The 16,326-nt window shown below is 70.6% G+C and carries 19 protein-coding genes and 1 tRNA gene; 8 read left to right on the top strand and 12 right to left on the bottom strand.

What is annotated here, in order from left to right; all coding sequences use genetic code 11:
* Window positions 1-145: 145 nt before the first annotated feature.
* The 6 genes from maiA to rplM form a co-directional block, all read right to left on the bottom strand.
* Window positions 146-850: a maleylacetoacetate isomerase gene (gene maiA / locus IE168_RS10030; RefSeq protein ID WP_189497803.1), complete on the bottom strand. Its 705-nt coding sequence runs from the start codon at window positions 848-850 to the stop codon at window positions 146-148.
* 80 nt (window positions 851-930) lie between these two features.
* Entirely contained in the window at window positions 931-1,920 is a 990-nt protein-coding gene (locus tag IE168_RS10025) for a fumarylacetoacetate hydrolase family protein (protein WP_189497801.1), read from the bottom strand.
* Window positions 1,921-2,152: 232 nt separating this feature from the next.
* Window positions 2,153-2,896, bottom strand: coding sequence for a 2OG-Fe dioxygenase family protein (locus IE168_RS10020; protein WP_189497799.1), 744 nt, complete (start codon window positions 2,894-2,896; stop codon window positions 2,153-2,155).
* Between the two features lie 108 nt (window positions 2,897-3,004).
* Window positions 3,005-3,079 (bottom strand) — tRNA-Gln (locus IE168_RS10015).
* Between the two features lie 51 nt (window positions 3,080-3,130).
* The gene (rpsI, locus tag IE168_RS10010) at window positions 3,131-3,523 is read right to left on the bottom strand and encodes a 30S ribosomal protein S9 (protein ID WP_189497797.1); all 393 of its coding nucleotides are present in this window, start codon (window positions 3,521-3,523) and stop codon (window positions 3,131-3,133) included.
* A gap of 3 nt (window positions 3,524-3,526) precedes the next feature.
* The gene (gene rplM, locus IE168_RS10005; protein WP_189497795.1) at window positions 3,527-3,955 is read right to left on the bottom strand and encodes a 50S ribosomal protein L13; all 429 of its coding nucleotides are present in this window, start codon (window positions 3,953-3,955) and stop codon (window positions 3,527-3,529) included.
* Between the two features lie 226 nt (window positions 3,956-4,181).
* On the opposite strand from rplM, the gene coq7 reads away from it, so the two are divergent.
* Entirely contained in the window at window positions 4,182-4,823 is a 642-nt protein-coding gene (gene coq7 / locus IE168_RS10000; protein WP_189497793.1) for a 2-polyprenyl-3-methyl-6-methoxy-1,4-benzoquinone monooxygenase, read from the top strand.
* A gap of 168 nt (window positions 4,824-4,991) precedes the next feature.
* Here coq7 and sugE read toward each other — a convergent pair whose 3' ends face one another.
* On the bottom strand, window positions 4,992-5,309 hold the full coding sequence (gene sugE, locus IE168_RS09995; protein WP_189497791.1) for a quaternary ammonium compound efflux SMR transporter SugE: 318 nt from the start codon (window positions 5,307-5,309) through the stop codon (window positions 4,992-4,994).
* 220 nt (window positions 5,310-5,529) lie between these two features.
* The gene (gene speD, locus IE168_RS09990) at window positions 5,530-6,321 is read right to left on the bottom strand and encodes an adenosylmethionine decarboxylase (protein ID WP_189497789.1); all 792 of its coding nucleotides are present in this window, start codon (window positions 6,319-6,321) and stop codon (window positions 5,530-5,532) included.
* A gap of 218 nt (window positions 6,322-6,539) precedes the next feature.
* Here speD and crp point away from each other — a divergent pair, with 218 nt between their 5' ends.
* The 3 genes from crp to IE168_RS09975 all read left to right on the top strand — a co-directional run bounded on the left by crp (window position 6,540) and on the right by IE168_RS09975 (window position 8,478).
* A complete protein-coding gene (gene crp / locus IE168_RS09985; RefSeq protein ID WP_225218194.1) occupies window positions 6,540-7,172 on the top strand; it encodes a cAMP-activated global transcriptional regulator CRP in 633 nt (210 codons plus the stop codon).
* A 5-nt stretch (window positions 7,173-7,177) separates the two neighbouring features.
* Entirely contained in the window at window positions 7,178-7,648 is a 471-nt protein-coding gene (locus IE168_RS09980) for a GNAT family N-acetyltransferase (protein WP_189497785.1), read from the top strand.
* A 77-nt stretch (window positions 7,649-7,725) separates the two neighbouring features.
* The gene (locus IE168_RS09975; protein WP_189497783.1) at window positions 7,726-8,478 is read left to right on the top strand and encodes a sulfite exporter TauE/SafE family protein; all 753 of its coding nucleotides are present in this window, start codon (window positions 7,726-7,728) and stop codon (window positions 8,476-8,478) included.
* Here IE168_RS09975 and IE168_RS09970 read toward each other — a convergent pair.
* From IE168_RS09970 to IE168_RS09955, 4 genes are all read right to left on the bottom strand, one after another.
* Window positions 8,457-9,326 (bottom strand): haloacid dehalogenase-like hydrolase, encoded by an 870-nt coding sequence (locus tag IE168_RS09970; protein WP_189497781.1) that lies wholly within the window; start codon window positions 9,324-9,326, stop codon window positions 8,457-8,459. The two genes, IE168_RS09975 and IE168_RS09970, sit on opposite strands and share 22 nt — an antisense overlap.
* Window positions 9,323-10,144 (bottom strand): indole-3-glycerol phosphate synthase TrpC, encoded by an 822-nt coding sequence (gene trpC / locus IE168_RS09965; RefSeq protein ID WP_189497779.1) that lies wholly within the window; start codon window positions 10,142-10,144, stop codon window positions 9,323-9,325. Before trpC ends, IE168_RS09970 begins: the two co-directional genes overlap by 4 nt.
* On the bottom strand, window positions 10,141-11,229 hold the full coding sequence (gene trpD / locus IE168_RS09960) for an anthranilate phosphoribosyltransferase (protein WP_189497777.1): 1,089 nt from the start codon (window positions 11,227-11,229) through the stop codon (window positions 10,141-10,143). The genes trpC and trpD overlap by 4 nt, the downstream gene beginning before the upstream one ends.
* A 75-nt stretch (window positions 11,230-11,304) precedes the next feature.
* On the bottom strand, window positions 11,305-11,883 hold the full coding sequence (locus IE168_RS09955; protein ID WP_189497776.1) for an anthranilate synthase component II: 579 nt from the start codon (window positions 11,881-11,883) through the stop codon (window positions 11,305-11,307).
* Window positions 11,884-12,069: 186 nt separating this feature from the next.
* Here IE168_RS09955 and IE168_RS09950 point away from each other — a divergent pair, with 186 nt between their 5' ends.
* The 4 genes from IE168_RS09950 to IE168_RS09935 are packed head-to-tail and all read left to right on the top strand — an operon-like array spanning window position 12,070 to window position 16,314.
* The gene (locus IE168_RS09950; protein WP_189497774.1) at window positions 12,070-12,861 is read left to right on the top strand and encodes a cytochrome c oxidase subunit II; all 792 of its coding nucleotides are present in this window, start codon (window positions 12,070-12,072) and stop codon (window positions 12,859-12,861) included.
* A complete protein-coding gene (gene ctaD / locus IE168_RS09945; protein ID WP_189497772.1) occupies window positions 12,858-15,374 on the top strand; it encodes a cytochrome c oxidase subunit I in 2,517 nt (838 codons plus the stop codon). The genes IE168_RS09950 and ctaD overlap by 4 nt, the downstream gene beginning before the upstream one ends.
* Window positions 15,371-15,787 (top strand): hypothetical protein, encoded by a 417-nt coding sequence (locus IE168_RS09940; RefSeq protein WP_189497770.1) that lies wholly within the window; start codon window positions 15,371-15,373, stop codon window positions 15,785-15,787. Before ctaD ends, IE168_RS09940 begins: the two co-directional genes overlap by 4 nt.
* Window positions 15,787-16,314: a DUF2231 domain-containing protein gene (locus tag IE168_RS09935; protein WP_189497768.1), complete on the top strand. Its 528-nt coding sequence runs from the start codon at window positions 15,787-15,789 to the stop codon at window positions 16,312-16,314. The genes IE168_RS09940 and IE168_RS09935 overlap by 1 nt, the downstream gene beginning before the upstream one ends.
* The last annotated feature ends 12 nt before the right edge of the window (window positions 16,315-16,326 follow it).

Below are 16,326 nucleotides of genomic sequence, written 5' to 3'. Positions count from 1 at the left end.
CACCCCGGCTGGTCGGCGTCCCGCACTCCGCTCTCGCCTACACGCTAGAACAAAGCAAAGACACAAGCGGCTATAGCCGCGACAGTCGCAACGCCACTACTGCAACCCTGGTCGCGGCTATAGCCGCTCCTACAGGGGCGCTCTCTCAGGTCGCGGGGGCGTCCGGCTGGCGCTCCGGCCTGGCGGCGTCGAATGCCGGAAGTTCGAGGCAGCGCCGCTCGATGCGCTCGATCGCCGGGTAGGCCGCCATGTCCACGCCGAAGCGCCGCGCGTTGTAGACCTGCGGCACCAGGCAGCAGTCGGCGATGGTCGGCTGGTGGCCGTCGCAGAACTCGCCGGTGGAGGGGTTGTCGACCAGCAGCGCCTCGAAGGCGCGGAAGCCGGCCTCGATCCAGTGCTTCACCCACACCTCGCGCTCGGGCTGGGGCACGCCCCAGTCGCGCTCGAGGTACTGCAGCACGCGCAGGTTGTTGAGCGGATGGATGTCGCAGGCCACCACCTGCGCCAGCGCCCGGACGCGCGCACGGTCGCGGGCGGTCGCGGGCAGCAGCGCGGGCTCGGGCCACATCTCGTCGAGGTATTCAAGGATCGCCAGCGACTGGCGCAGGTTGCGGTGGCCGTGCTGCAGCACCGGCACCAGCTCCTGCGGGTTGATTGCCGCGAAGTCGGGCGCGTGCTGTTCGCCGCCGCCGCGCACCAGGTGCACCTGCGCGATGTCGTATTTCAGGCCCTTGAGGTTGAGCCCGATGCGCACGCGGTAGGCCGCGCTCGACCGCCAATAGGAATGCAGGCACAGCGCGCCGTTGCCGTTGCCGTTGCCACCCGCCGCCTCGTCGCCTTCGCCCGCCATGGCCTCTCCCCGTGATCCGTGTCTGCCGGGCGTGCCGCCCGTTCCGCCGCGCCCCCTGGTCGCCCGACCGCGCCGCGGGCTCAGGGCGCGGCCTGGTGCTCGATCAGCTGCTCGATGGCACCGAAGATCGACGCACCGCCGGCATCGAACATCTCGATGCGCACGCGGTCGCCGAAGGACATGAAGGGCGTCTGCGGCTTGCCGTGCTCGAGCGCCTCGACCGTGCGCTTTTCAGCGAAGCACGAGGCCCCAAGCGATGTGTCCTGGTTGGCGATCGTTCCCGAGCCGACGATGGTCCCGGCCGACAGCGGGCGCGTCTTCGCCGCGTGCGCCACCAGCTGCGAGAAGTCGAACTGCATGTCGACGCCGGCCTCGGGTGCGCCGAACCACTCGCCGTTGACGTGGGTGACCAGCGGCCGGTGCAGCTTGCAACCGCGCCAGGCATCGCCCAGCTCGTCCGGGGTCACGAACACCGGCGACAGCGCCGAGCGCGGCTTGGACTGCAGGAAGCCGAAGCCCTTGGCCAGCTCGCCCGGGATCAGGTTGCGCAGGGACACGTCGTTGACCAGGCCGATCAGCTGGATGTGGCCGGCCGCCTGTTCCGGCGTCACCGCCATCGGCACGTCGTCGGTGATGACCACGATCTCGGCCTCGAGATCGATGCCGTAGTCCTCGCTGGTCACGCGCACCGGATCGCGCGGGCCGAGGAAGCCGGCGCTGGTGGCCTGGTACATCAGCGGATCGGTGTAGAACGACTCCGGCACCTCGGCACCGCGCGCGCGGCGCACGCGCTCGACGTGCGGCAGGTAGGCGGAGCCGTCGACGAACTCGTAGGCGCGCGGCAGCGGCGCGGCCAGCTGCGCCGGTTCCAGGTCGAAGGCGCCGTCGGCATCGCCGGCATCGAGCGCGTCGGACAGCGCGACCAGGCGCGGCGCGATGTTCGACCAGTCCTCCAGCGCCTGCTGCAGCGTGGCCGCGATCCCGGTGGCGCGCACCGCGCGCGCAAGATCCCGCGACACCACCACCAGCGTGCCATCGCGCCCGCCTTCCTTCAGGGAACCCAGCTTCATCGCCACTCCGCGAAACGTTGCAATCCCGGGATTGTAGCGGTGCGGCAAGGATGCGGGACTGGGAGGAAGAGCTTTTGCCACGGATTTACGCGGATCACGCGGATTCACGCGGATAAAGCAGAAGCAGTCCACTCATGGGCAGCGCCCGGAACGAGGCCTCGCCGTACCCCATTGGGCATTTGCTCTATCCGTGAAAATCCGCGTGATCCGCGTAAATCCGTGGCCAGGCTTTTCAACCCTCTCCCTGGAACGCGCCCGAACGGTAGGTCAGGACCAGGGTGTCGCGGTGGCCGTGGCCGTCCGGTTCGAGCGGCTGGATGGGCGTGGATTCATGGATGACGCGGGTGTCGTCCATCAGCAGCAGCGACCACGGTTCGTCCAGGGTGAAGCGGTGGCCGTCGGGGCCGGCGGCGTCGAAGACGCGGGTCTCGCCGCCCTTGATGCCGGTGCGACCCACCATGAACACGGCCACGAAGTCGACACCGTCACGATGCGCGCCCTCCGGCGTCGGGCGGCCGATACCGTCGCTGGTGTCGATGCGGAACTGGTGGGCCTCGACGTACCAGGGGCCGGCGTCGCGCACGCCGCTGCACAGGGCGCCGAGCGCGGCCAGCAGGCGCGGCCAGGCCGGCTGCGACACCACCGCATCCGACAGCGGCTGGTACATCCGCGCCATGCCGCCGTGCAGGGCGTTGTAGTCCAGCGATTGCCAGTGGGCGCGGTGCGCCGCCATCCGCACGTCATCGCCGTCGACCACGAAGCAGGAATGCCGCCGGCGCCGGTAGCGGCCGCCGTCACGCAGGTAGTCGTCGGGAGGAAGCTCGTCCCAGCCGGTGCCGAGGCCGGCGATCTCGGCCACGTCCAGTCCGGTCGCGGCGGCGACCCCGGATGGCGACAGCACCGCGTAGCCCTCGTCGCGGAGCGCGGCCTGCCCGGCACCCTCGGGCGTGTACGGCGGGGGGAAGATGACGGCCATGGCGATGCCCTGGCGGCCACGGAGGCGCGGGCGTGGCCGCCGCCGCCTGGCGCCGGGCCCGGAAAGGACGAAGCCCGCACGCGGCGGGCTTCGGACCTTGTTGCAATGTGGCAGCCCCGGATGGATTCGAACCACCGAATGCCTGAGTCAGAGTCAGGTGCCTTACCGCTTGGCGACGGGGCTATGGAGCAATTGTAGCGCAGGATTCCGCGAACGGAATCCTGAATACCGCAATTAACGCTTCGAGAACTGCGTGGCGCGACGGGCCTTGTGCAGGCCGACCTTCTTGCGCTCGACCTCGCGGGCGTCGCGGGTCATGAAGCCGGCCTTGCGCAGCTCGGACTTCAGGGTCTCGTCGTACTCCACCAGCGCGCGGGCGATGCCCAGGCGGATGGCGCCGGCCTGGCCGGTGGTGCCGCCGCCGGAGGTCGTGACCATGATGTCGAAGCTTTCGGTGTTCCTGGTCAGCTCGAGCGGCTGGCGCACGATCATGCGCGCGGTCTCGCGGCCGAAGAACTCGTCCAGCGGACGGCCGTTGACGTTGATGTTGCCCGTGCCGCGGCGCAGGAACACGCGGGCGGTGGAGGACTTGCGACGGCCGGTGCCGTAATTCTGGGTGATTGCCATGACTTAGATATCCAGGACTTGCGGCTGCTGGGCGGCGTGCGGGTGCTCGGAACCCTTGTACACCTTGAGCTTGCGGTACATCGCGCGGCCCAGGATGTTCTTCGGGAGCATGCCCTTGACCGAATGCTCGATGACGCGCTCGGGGTGGCGCTCCAGCGCCTGCCCCAGGGTCTCGGACTTCAGGTTGCCGATGTACCCGGTGAAGCGGTGGTACATCTTGTCGGCGAGCTTGTTGCCGGTGACGTGGATCTTCTCGGCGTTGATCACGATGATGTAATCGCCGGTGTCGACGTGCGGGGTGTAGACGGGCTTGTGCTTGCCACGCAGGCGACGCGCGATCTCGGTGCTCAGGCGGCCGAGGGTCTTGCCGGTGGCGTCGACCACGAACCAGTCGCGCTGGACGGTCTCGTTCTTGGCGGTAAAGGTCTTCATCAGGACATTCTCAGGGGTGACTGGTCGGGCTGGTTGCGCGGGCCATCGCCCTGCGGAACTTCACCACGCGTTTTCACGTTCGGGGAACGCAAGAGGCGGAATTGTACCGGGCGCCCCGGGAGACCGCAACTCGCGGGTGATGCGGGCCCCTGCCCCGACCGCTGTCGCGAGATCGGGCACCGGCGTCCAGGATGACCTCCTCTCCGCCTGGGCGCACAATCCACGCATGACCACGCGAAGCCTCTCCCCGCTCGACCGCCTGCTGGCGGATGCCCAGAACGCCCTCGAGACCGTTGCCGGCAGGCCGCGTGCGGAGCGGCCGAACCCAGGCGCCGGAGAGCCTGAAGTCGAGCTCGACGATGCCGAGCGCCGCCACGCCGCGGGCCTGATGCGGATCAACCACGTCGGCGAGGTCTGCGCCCAGGCGCTGTATGTCGGCCAGGCCACCGTGGCCCGCGACCCGGCCACCCGCGCCCATCTGCTGGAGGCCGCACAGGAGGAGACCGACCACCTGGCCTGGTGCGACGACCGCCTGCGCGAGCTCGACAGCCGCCCCAGCCTCTTCAACCCGCTGTGGTACGGCGGCGCCTATGCCATCGGCCTGCTGGCCGGGCTGCGCGGCGACGGCTGGAACCTCGGCTTCGTGGTCGAGACCGAGCGCCAGGTCGAGGCCCACCTCGAGGAGCACCTGCAGACCCTGCCGCCGGCCGACCTGCGCAGCCGCGCCATCCTCGAAACCATGAAGGCCGACGAGGCCCGCCACGCCGACAACGCCGAGGCCGCCGGCGCGCGCGTGCTGCCGCAGCCGATCCCGACGCTGATGGCCGCGGCGTCGAAGGTCATGAAGACCGTCGCCTACCGCCTCTGACGCCCCCGCCCGACCGGGCCCCCGACCACTCCACGCATCCGTAGGAGCAGCTACAGCTGCGACCTCGCACATGCCGTGCAGGTACGGCCCGCACATGCACGCCCGGTCGCAGCTGTAGCTGCTCCTACCGGGATGCCGGTTCCACGGGATGCTGGCGGACCGGGGCGCTCAGCCCGACACCAGCTTCAGGCCGACCACGCCGCCCACGATCATCGCGATGCAGGCCAGCCGCGCCGGCGAGGCGCTCTCGCCGAACACCAGGATGCCGAAGGCCGCCACGCCCACCGCGCCGATGCCGGTCCAGATCGCATAGCCGGTGCCGATCGGGATCGCCTTCAGCGCCTGCGACAGGCACCAGAAGCTGACCACCATCGCCACCAGCGTGCCGAGGCTCGGCCACAACCGCGTCCAGCCTTCGGTGTACTTCAGGCCGAGCGCCCAGACGACCTCGAACAGTCCCGCCACCACCAGGTAGATCCACGCCATCGCTTGCCTCCTCAGCGCCCCGCCGGATCACGCCCGCGCGGCGCCGCAATGAAAAACGGCCCGGAGCCTTCGCTCCGGACCGCCGTCGGTCATCATCCGCGGGAACCCGTCCCGCCCGCGGGCCGTCCCGCGGTATGTGTTCGTGCGTCCATCCTGCCACCGCGTGGCCGAACCCCGCGCAACCCTGCCTGCGCGCGCACTGCGGCAGGCGGGCCGGCGCTCACTCCACCAGGTTGCGGCCGTGGAACAGCTCCTCGATCTCTCGCTTGAGCAGCGTCTCGATCTTCATGCGCTCCTTGAACGACAGGTTGCGCGCCTTCTCCTCGAACAGGTACTGGTCCAGGTCGAAGTCCTTCAGGTGCATCTTGGTGTGGAAGATGTTCTCCTGGTAGACGTTGACGTCGAACATCTCGTAGCGGGCCTTGATGTTCTTGGCCAGGAAGTCCTGGATCGAATTGATCTTGTGGTCGATGTAGTGCTTCTTGCCCTTGATGTCGCGGGTGAAGCCGCGCACGCGGTAGTCGGCGATCACGATGTCCGACTCGAAGCTCTCGATCAGGTAGTTCAGCGCCTTCAGCGGCGAGATCACGCCGCAGGTGGCGACGTCGATGTCGGCGCGGAAGGTCGCGATGCCCGCCTGCGGGTGGGTCTCGGGATAGGTGTGGACGGTGATGTGGCTCTTGTCCAGGTGCGCGACCACGGCGTCGGAGATCACGCCCTTGGCGTCGGCCTTGTCGATCACCGGTTCCTCGGAGATCAGGATCGTCACCGAGGCGCCCTGCGGATCGTAGTCCTGGCGCGCGATGTTGAGGATGTTGGCGCCGATGATCTCCGCCACGTCCGTGAGGATCTGCGTGAGGCGATCGGCGTTGTATTCCTCGTCGATGTATTCGATGTAGCGCTGGCGCTCGTCCTTGGAGACGGCGTAGCACACGTCGTAGATGTTGAAGCTCAGGGCCTTGGTGAGGTTGTTGAAGCCCTGCAGCTTCAGGCGAGGCAGCGGTTTGACCACGTCGTGCGGACCCCGGTTCGGGCGGAAAGTGCGCGATTATGCGGCAAAGGCCCCCCGGTCGCGAGTGAAGCCCCGCCCCGGGCCCCTCTCCGGGGCTCCGACGCGTTTGCCGGATGGGTCCGGACGGCCTACTCTTGCTTCATCCCCCGTTCAACTTTTCCATGACTATCAGCCCTGTGGCCATCATTACCAATCTGAGACGTCCCCCGCACCCCCTGATGCCATCGCCGGCGACGATCGAACGCTTTCTCGCCCATTGCCATCGCCGCCGCTATCCGCCCCGCACCGAGGTGTTCCGCCCCGGCGACCAGGCCGGCACCATGTATTACGTGGTCAGCGGCTCGGTGACCATCATCACCGAGGAGGACGACGGCCGCGAGCTGATCCTCGGCTACTTCGGCCCCGGCGAGTTCGTGGGCGAGATGGGCCTGTTCATCGAGTCCGACGTCCGCGAGGTGGTGCTGCGCACGCGCGTGCAGACCGAACTGGCCGAGATCAGCTACGAGCGCCTGTACCAGCTGTTCGACGGTTCCCTGTCCGGCGACGCCACCCAGATCATGTATGCGATCGGGGCCCAGCTGTCGCGGCGGCTGCTCGACACCAGCCGCAAGGCCGGGCGCCTGGCCTTCCTCGACGTCACCGACCGCATCACCCGCACCCTGCACGACCTGACCCGGGAGCCGGAGGCGATGACCCACCCCGACGGCACCCAGCTGCGGGTCTCGCGCCAGGAGCTGGCACGCCTGGTGGGCTGCTCGCGCGAGATGGCCGGCCGGGTGCTGAAGAAGCTGCAGGCCGACGGCAAGCTGCACGCCCGCGGCAAGACCATCGTCCTCTACGGCACGCGCTGACGCATATGGTGGCCGCGTTCGAAGCCAGGGGCAGCCTGCCGGACGCGGACCTGCGCAGCGCGTCGGTGATCGACGCCGACGACGTCGCCGCCCTGCTCAGCGCGCTCGGCTACCCCTGCGACGCCGCGGACGCCGCGCGCCGCATCGCGACGATCACCGCCAACGACCGCCAGGCCCTGGTGGTCGCACGCTGCGGCGGCATGGTCACCGGCCTGGTCGCGCTCGACTTCATGTACTACCTTCCGCTGGACACCACCACCTGCCGGATCACCGCGCTGGTGGTCTCGCCCGGCGCCCAGGGCCGCGGCCTGGGCCGGCAGCTGCTGCGCGAGGCCGAACGCCGGGCGCGTGCCGCCGGGGCCGCCCGGATCGAGCTGACCAGCGGCTCGCAGCGCAGCGAGGCCCACGCCTTCTATCGCGCCTGCGGCTTCAGCGACGGCACCCTGCGCTTCATCAAGCGCCTGGGCGACGCTTGACCGGCGACAACGCCTCCGCCACGCGGGCCGGCTAATCTGCCGCTCCGGAGGCGCCTCGTGGCGCCTGGACGCAGCGCATGGACCTGATCGACAGCCACTTCCTGATGTTCGTCGCCATCGGCCTGGGCGCCCAGCTCGTCGACGGCGCGCTGGGGATGGCGTTCGGCCTGGTGTCGTCGTCGATCCTGCTCGCCATGGGCATGCCGCCGGCCGCGGTCAGCGCCAGCGTGCACACCGCCGAGGTGTTCACCACCGGGGTCTCGGGCGCGGCGCACGGCATGCTGGGCAACGTCGACCGCCGGCTGCTGCTGCGACTCGCGGTGCCGGGCGTGGTGGGTGGCGCGATCGGCGCCTTCGCGCTCAGCCGCGTGGACGGCGCGGCGATCAAGCCCTGGATACACGCCTACCTGCTCGTGCTCGCGCTGCTGATCCTGGTGCGCGCGCTTGGCCGGCGCATCCCGCGGCGCGAGGTCCGGCGCGTGGGCGTGCTCGGCTTCGTGTCCGGCCTGCTCGATGCCATCGGCGGCGGCGGCTGGGGGCCGATGGCCACGTCCACCCTGCTCGCCAACGGCGGCGAGGCGCGGACCAGCATCGGCACCGTCAGCGCATCCGAGTTCCCGGTGACGCTGGCGATCTCGATCACCTTCCTGTTCACGGTCGGCCTGGAGCACTGGCGGATCATCGTCGGCCTGCTGCTGGGCGGCGTGATCGCGGCGCCGCTGGCGGCGCTGCTGGTGCGCCACGTGCGCGAGCGCCTGGTGCTGCTGGCGGTGGGCCTGCTGGTGCTGGGGATCTCGGTCTACCAGATCTACCGCGCGCTGGCCGGCTGAGCGGGGTCGGAGGGCAGGCGGCCATCCGCGCCCACCGCAGCCGCCACCGGCGCGCCGCCGCGCCCGGGGCAGCCCCAGTTGAGGATCGGCGTGCCGGGCGGCAGCTCGCGACGGAAGCGCTCGATCGAACCCGGCTTCGGATTCACCACCACCGGCCTGCGCGCGGCGCGCAGCAGCGGCAGGTCGGCGCTGGAGTCGGAATAGGCGGCATCGATGTCGCCCCAGCCGCGTTCGCGCAGCATGCGCATTTTTTCCTCGTTGTGGCAGTGGCGCGCGGCGACCACGGCGCCGAAGCGCGGGCCGGCGAGCGTGCCGACCACGGGCACGTCCTCGTGGGCGGCGAAAGCCAGGATCGCGCGCGCGAGCTCGGGCGGCGCGCCGGTGGCCACCACCACGCGATCGCCGCGCTCGCGGTGGGCGTGGAAGACCTCGAGCGCCAGCGGCAGCAGACGGCCGCGGATCTGGTCGACGTGCTGCGCCACGTAGGCATCGGTCAGCGCATCCAGGTCGCGCACGCGTTGGACGCCCACCGTGCCGGCCCAGACGAAGCCGGAAATGCCCGCGCGCCGCGTGGGCAGGAAGGCGACCATCGGCCCGAACACCGGCGCCAGCAGCAGGGCCAGGATGCACCGCCACCAGCTGCGCTTGATCAACCAGGCGAAGAGGTGGCTGCCGGAGTCGCCGTCGTAGAGGGTGTGGTCGAAGTCGAAGACGACCAGCGGCGCGTCGGCGCGGGGGGAGGTGTAGCGGTGCGCTTTGGCCAGGGTCGCAGCTGTAGCTGCTCCTACAGGGGAAGCGGCAGCCGGGCCTGTAGGAGCAGCTACAGCTGCGACCTCACGCCCCGTCATGTGCCGAACATCCCGCGCAGCGCCGCACCCGGATCCGCGGCGCGCATGAAGGCCTCGCCCACAAGGAAGGCATCGACGCCGGCGCCGCGCAGCCGCGCGACGTCGTCCGCCGTCATCACGCCGCTCTCGGTCACCAGGCGGCGGCCTGCGGGCGCCATCGCCTTCAGCGCCAGCGTCGTGTCCAGGGCCACCTCGAAAGTGCGCAGGTCGCGGTTGTTCACGCCCAGCAGCGGCCTGCGTCCGGCGACCGCCGGCAGGCGCAGCGCGCGCTCGAATTCATTGGCGTCGTGCACTTCGGCCAGCACGTCCATGCCCAGTTCCAGCGCCTGCACGCAGAGGTCGCTCGCGAGCAGGTCGTCCAGGCCGGCCAGGATCAGCAGCACGCAGTCGGCGCCGAGCACGCGCGCCTCGTCGACCTGGTAGCCATCGACGATGAAGTCCTTGCGCAGCACCGGCAGCGAGCAGGCCTCGCGCGCCTGCCGCAGGTACTCGTCCGCGCCCTGGAAGAAGTCGACGTCGGTGAGCACCGACAGGCAGGCCGCGCCGCCGGCCTCGTAGCTGCGCGCGATCGCGGCGGGATCGAAGTCGGCGCGGATCACGCCCTTCGACGGGCTGGCCTTCTTGACCTCGGCGATCACCGCGGCGTGGCCGGCGGCGACCTTCGCCTCGATGGCGGCGGCGAAGCCGCGCGGCGCCGGCGCATCGTCGAGCCGGGCGAAGAGTTCGACGCGCGAAACGCGCTGCCTGCGCTCTTCGACTTCCTCGGCCTTGCGCGCGAGGATGCGGGCCAGGACGTTGGGCGGGGGGGTGGGGGTCATTCGGCGTCTCCGCTCGATGCTGCGGGGGTGGTCGCAGCTGTAGCTGCGACCGCGTCGCCGGCCAGCGCCCGCGTCACCGCTACGAACGCGTCCAGCTTCGCGCGCGCCGCGCCCGAGGCGATGGTCGCGCGCGCCAGTTCGACGCCGCCGGCGATCGAGTCCGCCACGCCGGCCACGTACAGCGCCGCGCCGGCGTTGAGCGACACGATCCGGCCCGGCAGGCCTTCGGCATCGCTGATCGCCTCCAGCACCATCTCCTTCGATTCCGCGGCGCCGTCGACCTTGAGGTTGCGGCTGGCCGCCATCGGGATGCCGAAGTCCTCCGGATGGATCTCGTACTCGCGCACCTGGCCGTCGCGCAGCTCGCCGACGAGCGTGCCCGCGCCCAGCGAGATCTCGTCCATGCCGTCACGGCCCCAGACCACCAGCGCGCGCTCGGCACCCAGCTCCTGCAGCACGCGCACCTGGATGCCGACCAGGTCGGCGTGGAACACGCCCATCAGGATCGCGGGCGCGCCGGCCGGGTTGGTCAGCGGGCCGAGGATGTTGAACATGGTGCGCACGCCCATCTCGCGCCGCACCGGGGCCACGACCTTCATCGCCGGGTGGTAGGCCGGCGCGTACATGAAGCCGATGCCGGTGCGCGCGATCGATTCGGCCACGGCTTCGGGCGGCAGTTCGATGGCCGCGCCCAGCGCCTCGTAGGCGTCCGCGCTGCCCGACGTGGACGACACGCTGCGCCCACCGTGCTTGGCCACGCGCCCGCCGGCGGCCGCGATCACGAAGCTCGACGCGGTGGAGATGTTGAAGGTGTTGGCGCCGTCGCCGCCGGTGCCGACGATGTCGACCAGGTGCGTGCGGTCGGCCACGTCCACCTTGCGCGCCAGCTCGCGCATCGCGCGCGCGGCGCCGGTGATTTCGCCCACCGTCTCCTTCTTCACCCGCAGCCCGATCATGATCGCCGCGGTCATCTGCGGCGAAACCTCGCCGCGCATCACCTGGCGCATGAGGTCGAACATCTCGTCCTCGAAGATCTCGCGGTGTTCGATGGTGCGCTGGAGGGCTTCCTGGGGAGTGATCGGCATGATGGAAACGGGCTTCTGTCGGAACGGGGATGCCCGTGCGGCACGAGGCGCGCGACGGGGTGGCCGCGCGCGGCCTCAGGCGTCGAGGAAATTCTTCAGCAGCGCGTGCCCGTGCTGGCTGAGGATCGACTCGGGATGGAACTGCACGCCCTGCACGGGATGCGTGCGGTGGCGCAGGCCCATGATCTCCTCGCGGCTGCCGTCGTCGTGCTCGGTCCAGGCCGTGACTTCGAGGCAATCGGGCAGGCTCGCCTGCTCCACCACCAGCGAATGGTACCGCGTGGCCTCGTACCCGTCCGGCAAGCCGGCGAACACGCCATGCCCCTGGTGCCGGATCGGCGAGGTCTTGCCGTGCATGATCCGGCCCGCACGCACCACGCGGCCGCCGTAGGCCTGGCCGATGGCCTGGTGGCCGAGGCAGACGCCGAGGATCGGCGTGGTCGGGCCCAGGCGCTCGATCACGTCCAGCGACACGCCCGCCTCGTTGGGCGTGCACGGCCCCGGCGAGATCACGATGTGCGTGGGCGCGCGGCGCGCGATGTCGTCGACGGTGAGCGCGTCGTTGCGCACCACCTCGACCTCCGCGCCCAGCACCTGCAGGTACTGCACGAGGTTGAAGGTGAAACTGTCGTAGTTGTCGATCATCAGCAGCACGGAAGGCCCCTGCAGGCGCGTGGCGGCAGCGCCACCGGAAGCCGTCCATTCTCGCCGAAAGTTCCGCGGCGGTGCGCGTTCACATTCGCTGTCCACGCTGCTGGCTAGCCTCTCGGGTTCACGCCGGGGCCGCCTGCGCAGCGGGGCCAGCAGGGAGGGGACACCATCGCGACCATCGCATCCCGCATGCGGCTGCCAGCCGGCGCGCTGTGGCCACTCGCCGCCGCGGGCTGCACCGGGCCGCAGTCCACGCTGGATCCGGCGGGGCCGGCGGCCGCGGGCATTGCCGGCATCTGGTGGGCGATGTTCTGGGGCGCGCTGGCGGTGTGGCTGCTGGTGATGGCGCTGGTGGGCTGGGCGCTGTACCGCGGCCGCAACACGCGCGCGCTGGCGAAGCCGCAGCACCTGATCGTCGGCGGTGGGCTGGTGCTGCCGCCGCTGCTGCTGGCCGGACTGCTGGTGTACGGCTCGGTGTCGAGCGCGCGCATCACCGGCCTGGGCCAGGAGGTGGATGCGCGCGTGGACGTGGTCGCCGGGCGCTGGCGCTGGCATTTCCTCTACCGCGATGCCGACGGCCGCGTCGTGGGCGAATCGCTGGACGTGCTGTCGATGCCGCGCGGGCGCCTGGTCGAGTTCCACATCACCAGCGCCGACGTCATCCATTCGTTCTGGATCCCGCGCCTGGGCGGCAAGATCGACGCGGTGCCCGGCCGCGTGAACCGCCTGCGCCTGCGCGCCGACGGCGAAGGCCGCATCCGCGGCCAGTGCGCCGAATACTGCGGCACCGGGCACACGAACATGGCCTTCGACGTGCTGGTGCAGGACGACGCCGCGCACGCCGCCTGGCTCGCGCGGCAGGCGTCGGCCCGCGTTCCCGAGGCGGTGTCGTCCGCAGACGCGCGCGCGCTTGAGGCGCTGGACCGCCTGGAACCCGGTGACGCGATCCGGCTGGACAACGCACGGCGGACGCCACGATGAGCGCCGTCGCACCGTCCACCGCCACCCCCGAAGACGAGCGCCTCCAAGCCCTCCACGACACCTGGTCCACGCCGCCCGGCTGGCGCGGCCGCCTGACCGCGGTCAACCACTCCACCATCGGCCTGCGCTTCATCGTCACCGGCCTCGCCTTCTTCCTCATCGGCGGCCTGCTGTCGATGTTCATCCGGCTGCAGCTGGCCTGGTTCGGCAACGAGGTGCTGGATCCGCAGCGTTACGCCGAGTTCGTGACCATGCACGGCACGACGATGATGTTCCTGTTCGCGGTGCCGATCATGGAGGGCTTCGCGCTGTACCTGGTGCCGAAGATGCTCGGCGCGCGCGACCTGCCCTTCCCGCGGCTGTCGGCCTTCGGCTACTGGTGCTACCTGTTCGGCGGCCTGTTCCTCTACTCGAGCTTCCTGTTCGACGCGGTGCCGGACTCGGGCTGGTTCATGTACGTGCCGCTGACCGACGCCACCTGGTCGCCGGGCCTCAACGCCGATTTCTGGCTGATCGGCGTGACCTTCTCCGAGATCGCCGCGGTGGCCGCGGCGGTGGAGATGATCGTCGCCATCCTGATCGGCCGCGCGCCGGGCATGGACCTGCGGCGGATCCCGCTGTTCGCCTGGGCGATGCTGGTGACCAGCTTCATGATCGTGTTCGGCTTCCCGCCGCTGATCCTGGCCAGCATCCTGCTCGAGATCCAGCGCGCCTTCGGCTTCGTGTTCTTCGATCCGGCGCTGGGCGGCGACCCGCTGCTCTGGCAGCACCTGTTCTGGCTGTTCGGGCACCCCGAGGTCTACATCATCTTCCTGCCGGCGGCCGGCGTGGTGTCGATGGTGGTCTCGACCTTCGCGCGCCGGCCGATGGTCGGCTACACCTGGATCGTGCTGGCGCTGGTGGGCACGGGCTTCCTCAGCTTCGGGCTGTGGGTGCACCACATGTTCACCGTCGGCATCCCGCTGCTGGCGCTGGCCTTCTTCAGCGCGGCGAGCATGGCGGTGGCGATCCCGATGGGCATCCAGGTCTTCGCCTGGATCGCGACGCTGTGGGCAGGGCGTCCCTGGCTGCGGGTGCCGACGCTGTACCTGTTCGGCTTCTTCTTCGTCTTCGTGCCCGGCGGCCTGACCGGCGTGATGGTGGCAATGGTGCCCTTCGACTGGCAGGCGCACGACAGCCACTTCGTGGTCGCGCACCTGCACCACGTGCTGATCGGCGGGCTGATGTTCCCGCTGTTCGCCGGCCTGTACTACTGGCTGCCGCTGGCGAGCGGGCGCGAGCCCTCGGAGAGCCTCAGCCGCACCGCGTTCTGGCTGGTCTTCATCGGCTTCAACCTGACCTTCCTGCCGATGTACCTCACCGGCCTGCTCGGCATGCCGCGGCGCTCGTACACCTACCTGCCGGAGCTGGGTTTCCACTGGCTCAACCTGGTGTCCACCGCCGCCGGCTTCGTGCTTGCGGTGGGCATGGTGGCGGTGCTCGTGGACGTGGCGCTGAGCTTCCGCCACGGGCCCCGCGCGCGCCGCAACCCCTGGCGCGCGGGCACGCTGGAATGGGCGATGCAGCACCCGGTGCCGAACTTCAACTTCGCCTCGGTGCCGCGCGTGCAGGGCCGCGATGCGCTGTGGGCGGATCCGATGCTGGCCGAGGCCACTTCGCGCCCCGACGGCCTGCTGGGCGATGCGCGCCACGGCGTGCGCGAGCTGATCGGCTCCAGCCTGCTGGATGCGCGCCCCGAGCAGGTCATCCGCGTGTCGGGTCCGACCTGGCTGCCGCTGGTCGCGGCGCTGGTGCTGGCGATGCTGCTGGCCTGTTTCATCGCCAAGCTGTACTGGCTGGCACTGGCGATGGCGTTGCCGCTGTTCGCGGTCTTATGGCGCTGGGCCTGGACCACGGGCGATCCCGGCGGCCCCGACGCCGTCGAGGCCGAGCCGGGCCTGGTGCTGCCCACGCAGGGCGCCGCGCGCAACGCGCCGGGCTGGTGGGCGCTGGTGATGTCGCTGCTGGTGGACGGTTCGCTGTTCGCGTCCTTGGTGTTTAGCTACTTCTACCTGTGGCTGGGCACCGAGGCCTGGCCGCCGGCGGGGATCGCCATCGCTGGCTGGCCGGCGGCGATCACCTCGCTGGTGCTGCTCGCCGCCTGCGCCGGAGCCGCGCAGTTCGCCACCCGCGCACTGCGCAGCGACGCACGCGGCCGGGCGGCGGCGGGCTGGCTGGCGACAGGGCTGCTGGGCACGGGCTTTCTCGTCGCCCAGGCCTGGGCGATGGCGCCCACCGGCGCGCCGGGCACGCACGCCTATGCCTCGGTGGCCTGGACGCTGGCCGGATTCCACATCGTGCACGTGCTGCTGGCGATGCTGTTCGCCGCGTTCGTGGCCGCGCGGCTGCGCCGGAACCTGGTCACCGCGGCGCGCCCGCTCGAAGCACGCGTTACCGCCGGGCTGTGGCGCTACACCGTGGCCCAGGGCGTGCTCGCCTGGGGCGTGATCCATCTCTTCCCGAGGCTGGCATGAGCAAGGACACGCCACGCGATCCACTGCCACCACCGCGCACGCACGGCCCCCTGTCGCCGTATCGCCTGACCGGCATCGCCGCGCCGATGGTGGTCTGGGCGCTGCACTTGGTGGTGGTGTATTCGCTGCAGGGTGTGACGTGCGGAGAAGACCTCGCCAATCCGCGCCTTGCGGGCCTGCACACGCTGACGTGGTGGGTGCTTGCGCTGACCGCAGCCGCGTTCGCCGCGCTGGCGTGGATGGGCGTCCGCGCCCTGCGCGCCCGGCGCGTGTCGGAAGACGACCGCTCCAGTCCGCTGCTCGCCTCGCGCCGCCGCTTCGCCGCCACCCTCACCGCGCTGCTCAGCGCGCTGTCCGTGGTCGCCGTGCTGTTCACCACGATTCCCGTGCTGCTGCTCCCGGGGTGCGCCTGATGCCCGAATCGCTCAAGCCGCCGAAGCCGCCGCAGCTCAGCCGCACGGTCGAAAGCCGGGTCGCGATCCGCAAGCATCCGGTGCATCCGATGCTGGTGGTGTTCCCGATCGCCTTCCTGATGGTGGTGGCACCGCTGGACCTGCTGCACCTCTGGAGCGGGCTCGCTTTCTGGGCGCAAATGGCGATGGTGCTCAGCGCCGCCGGCCTGGCACTTGGACTGGTGGCCGCGGCGGTGGGCACGGTGGACCTGCTGCTGATCCCGGTGGTGCGTCGCCACGTCTCGGCCTGGAGCCACGCGCTGGCGGCGGTGATGCTGCTGGCGATCGCCGCGGCCAACACCTGGCTGCGCTGGGAGGATCCGGTGGCCGCGGTCTGGCCCTGGGGCCTGCTGCTGTCGTCGGTGATGGCGCTGCTGGTGGGCGTGGCCGGCTGGCTGGGCGGCGGGCTGAGCTTCCACCACGGCATCGGCGTGGCCGGGCATCCGGGCACCGAGGACCGGGGGCCGGATGCCCCGCCGGAGGCCTGAGCCGTGCGCCGC

The sequence above is a fragment of the Luteimonas padinae genome (genome assembly GCF_014652935.1).
Taxonomy (GTDB): Bacteria; Pseudomonadota; Gammaproteobacteria; order Xanthomonadales; family Xanthomonadaceae; genus Luteimonas; species Luteimonas padinae.
The sequence above is the reverse complement of the archived record's forward strand: the minus strand, read 5'-3'. Positions and strand labels throughout refer to the sequence as shown.

Bases quoted from the DNA above. Each gene is read 5' to 3' on its own strand.
- IE168_RS09940 (WP_189497770.1), top strand. From the start codon at position 15,371: ATGAGCAAGGACACGCCACGCGATCCACTGCCACCACCGCGCACGCAC.
- crp (WP_225218194.1), top strand. From the start codon at position 6,540: ATGCCATCGCCGGCGACGATCGAACGCTTTCTCGCCCATTGCCATCGC.
- rplM (WP_189497795.1), bottom strand. From the start codon at position 3,955: ATGAAGACCTTTACCGCCAAGAACGAGACCGTCCAGCGCGACTGGTTC.
- IE168_RS10025 (WP_189497801.1), bottom strand. From the start codon at position 1,920: ATGAAGCTGGGTTCCCTGAAGGAAGGCGGGCGCGATGGCACGCTGGTG.
- IE168_RS09975 (WP_189497783.1), top strand. From the start codon at position 7,726: ATGGACCTGATCGACAGCCACTTCCTGATGTTCGTCGCCATCGGCCTG.
- trpD (WP_189497777.1), bottom strand. From the start codon at position 11,229: ATGCCGATCACTCCCCAGGAAGCCCTCCAGCGCACCATCGAACACCGC.
- rpsI (WP_189497797.1), bottom strand. From the start codon at position 3,523: ATGGCAATCACCCAGAATTACGGCACCGGCCGTCGCAAGTCCTCCACC.
- coq7 (WP_189497793.1), top strand. From the start codon at position 4,182: ATGACCACGCGAAGCCTCTCCCCGCTCGACCGCCTGCTGGCGGATGCC.
- ctaD (WP_189497772.1), top strand. From the start codon at position 12,858: ATGAGCGCCGTCGCACCGTCCACCGCCACCCCCGAAGACGAGCGCCTC.
- maiA (WP_189497803.1), bottom strand. From the start codon at position 850: ATGGCGGGCGAAGGCGACGAGGCGGCGGGTGGCAACGGCAACGGCAAC.
- IE168_RS09970 (WP_189497781.1), bottom strand. From the start codon at position 9,326: ATGACGGGGCGTGAGGTCGCAGCTGTAGCTGCTCCTACAGGCCCGGCT.
- trpC (WP_189497779.1), bottom strand. From the start codon at position 10,144: ATGACCCCCACCCCCCCGCCCAACGTCCTGGCCCGCATCCTCGCGCGC.
- IE168_RS09935 (WP_189497768.1), top strand. From the start codon at position 15,787: ATGCCCGAATCGCTCAAGCCGCCGAAGCCGCCGCAGCTCAGCCGCACG.
- IE168_RS09980 (WP_189497785.1), top strand. From the start codon at position 7,178: ATGGTGGCCGCGTTCGAAGCCAGGGGCAGCCTGCCGGACGCGGACCTG.
- IE168_RS09950 (WP_189497774.1), top strand. From the start codon at position 12,070: ATGCGGCTGCCAGCCGGCGCGCTGTGGCCACTCGCCGCCGCGGGCTGC.
- IE168_RS10020 (WP_189497799.1), bottom strand. From the start codon at position 2,896: ATGGCCGTCATCTTCCCCCCGCCGTACACGCCCGAGGGTGCCGGGCAG.
- sugE (WP_189497791.1), bottom strand. From the start codon at position 5,309: ATGGCGTGGATCTACCTGGTGGTGGCGGGACTGTTCGAGGTCGTCTGG.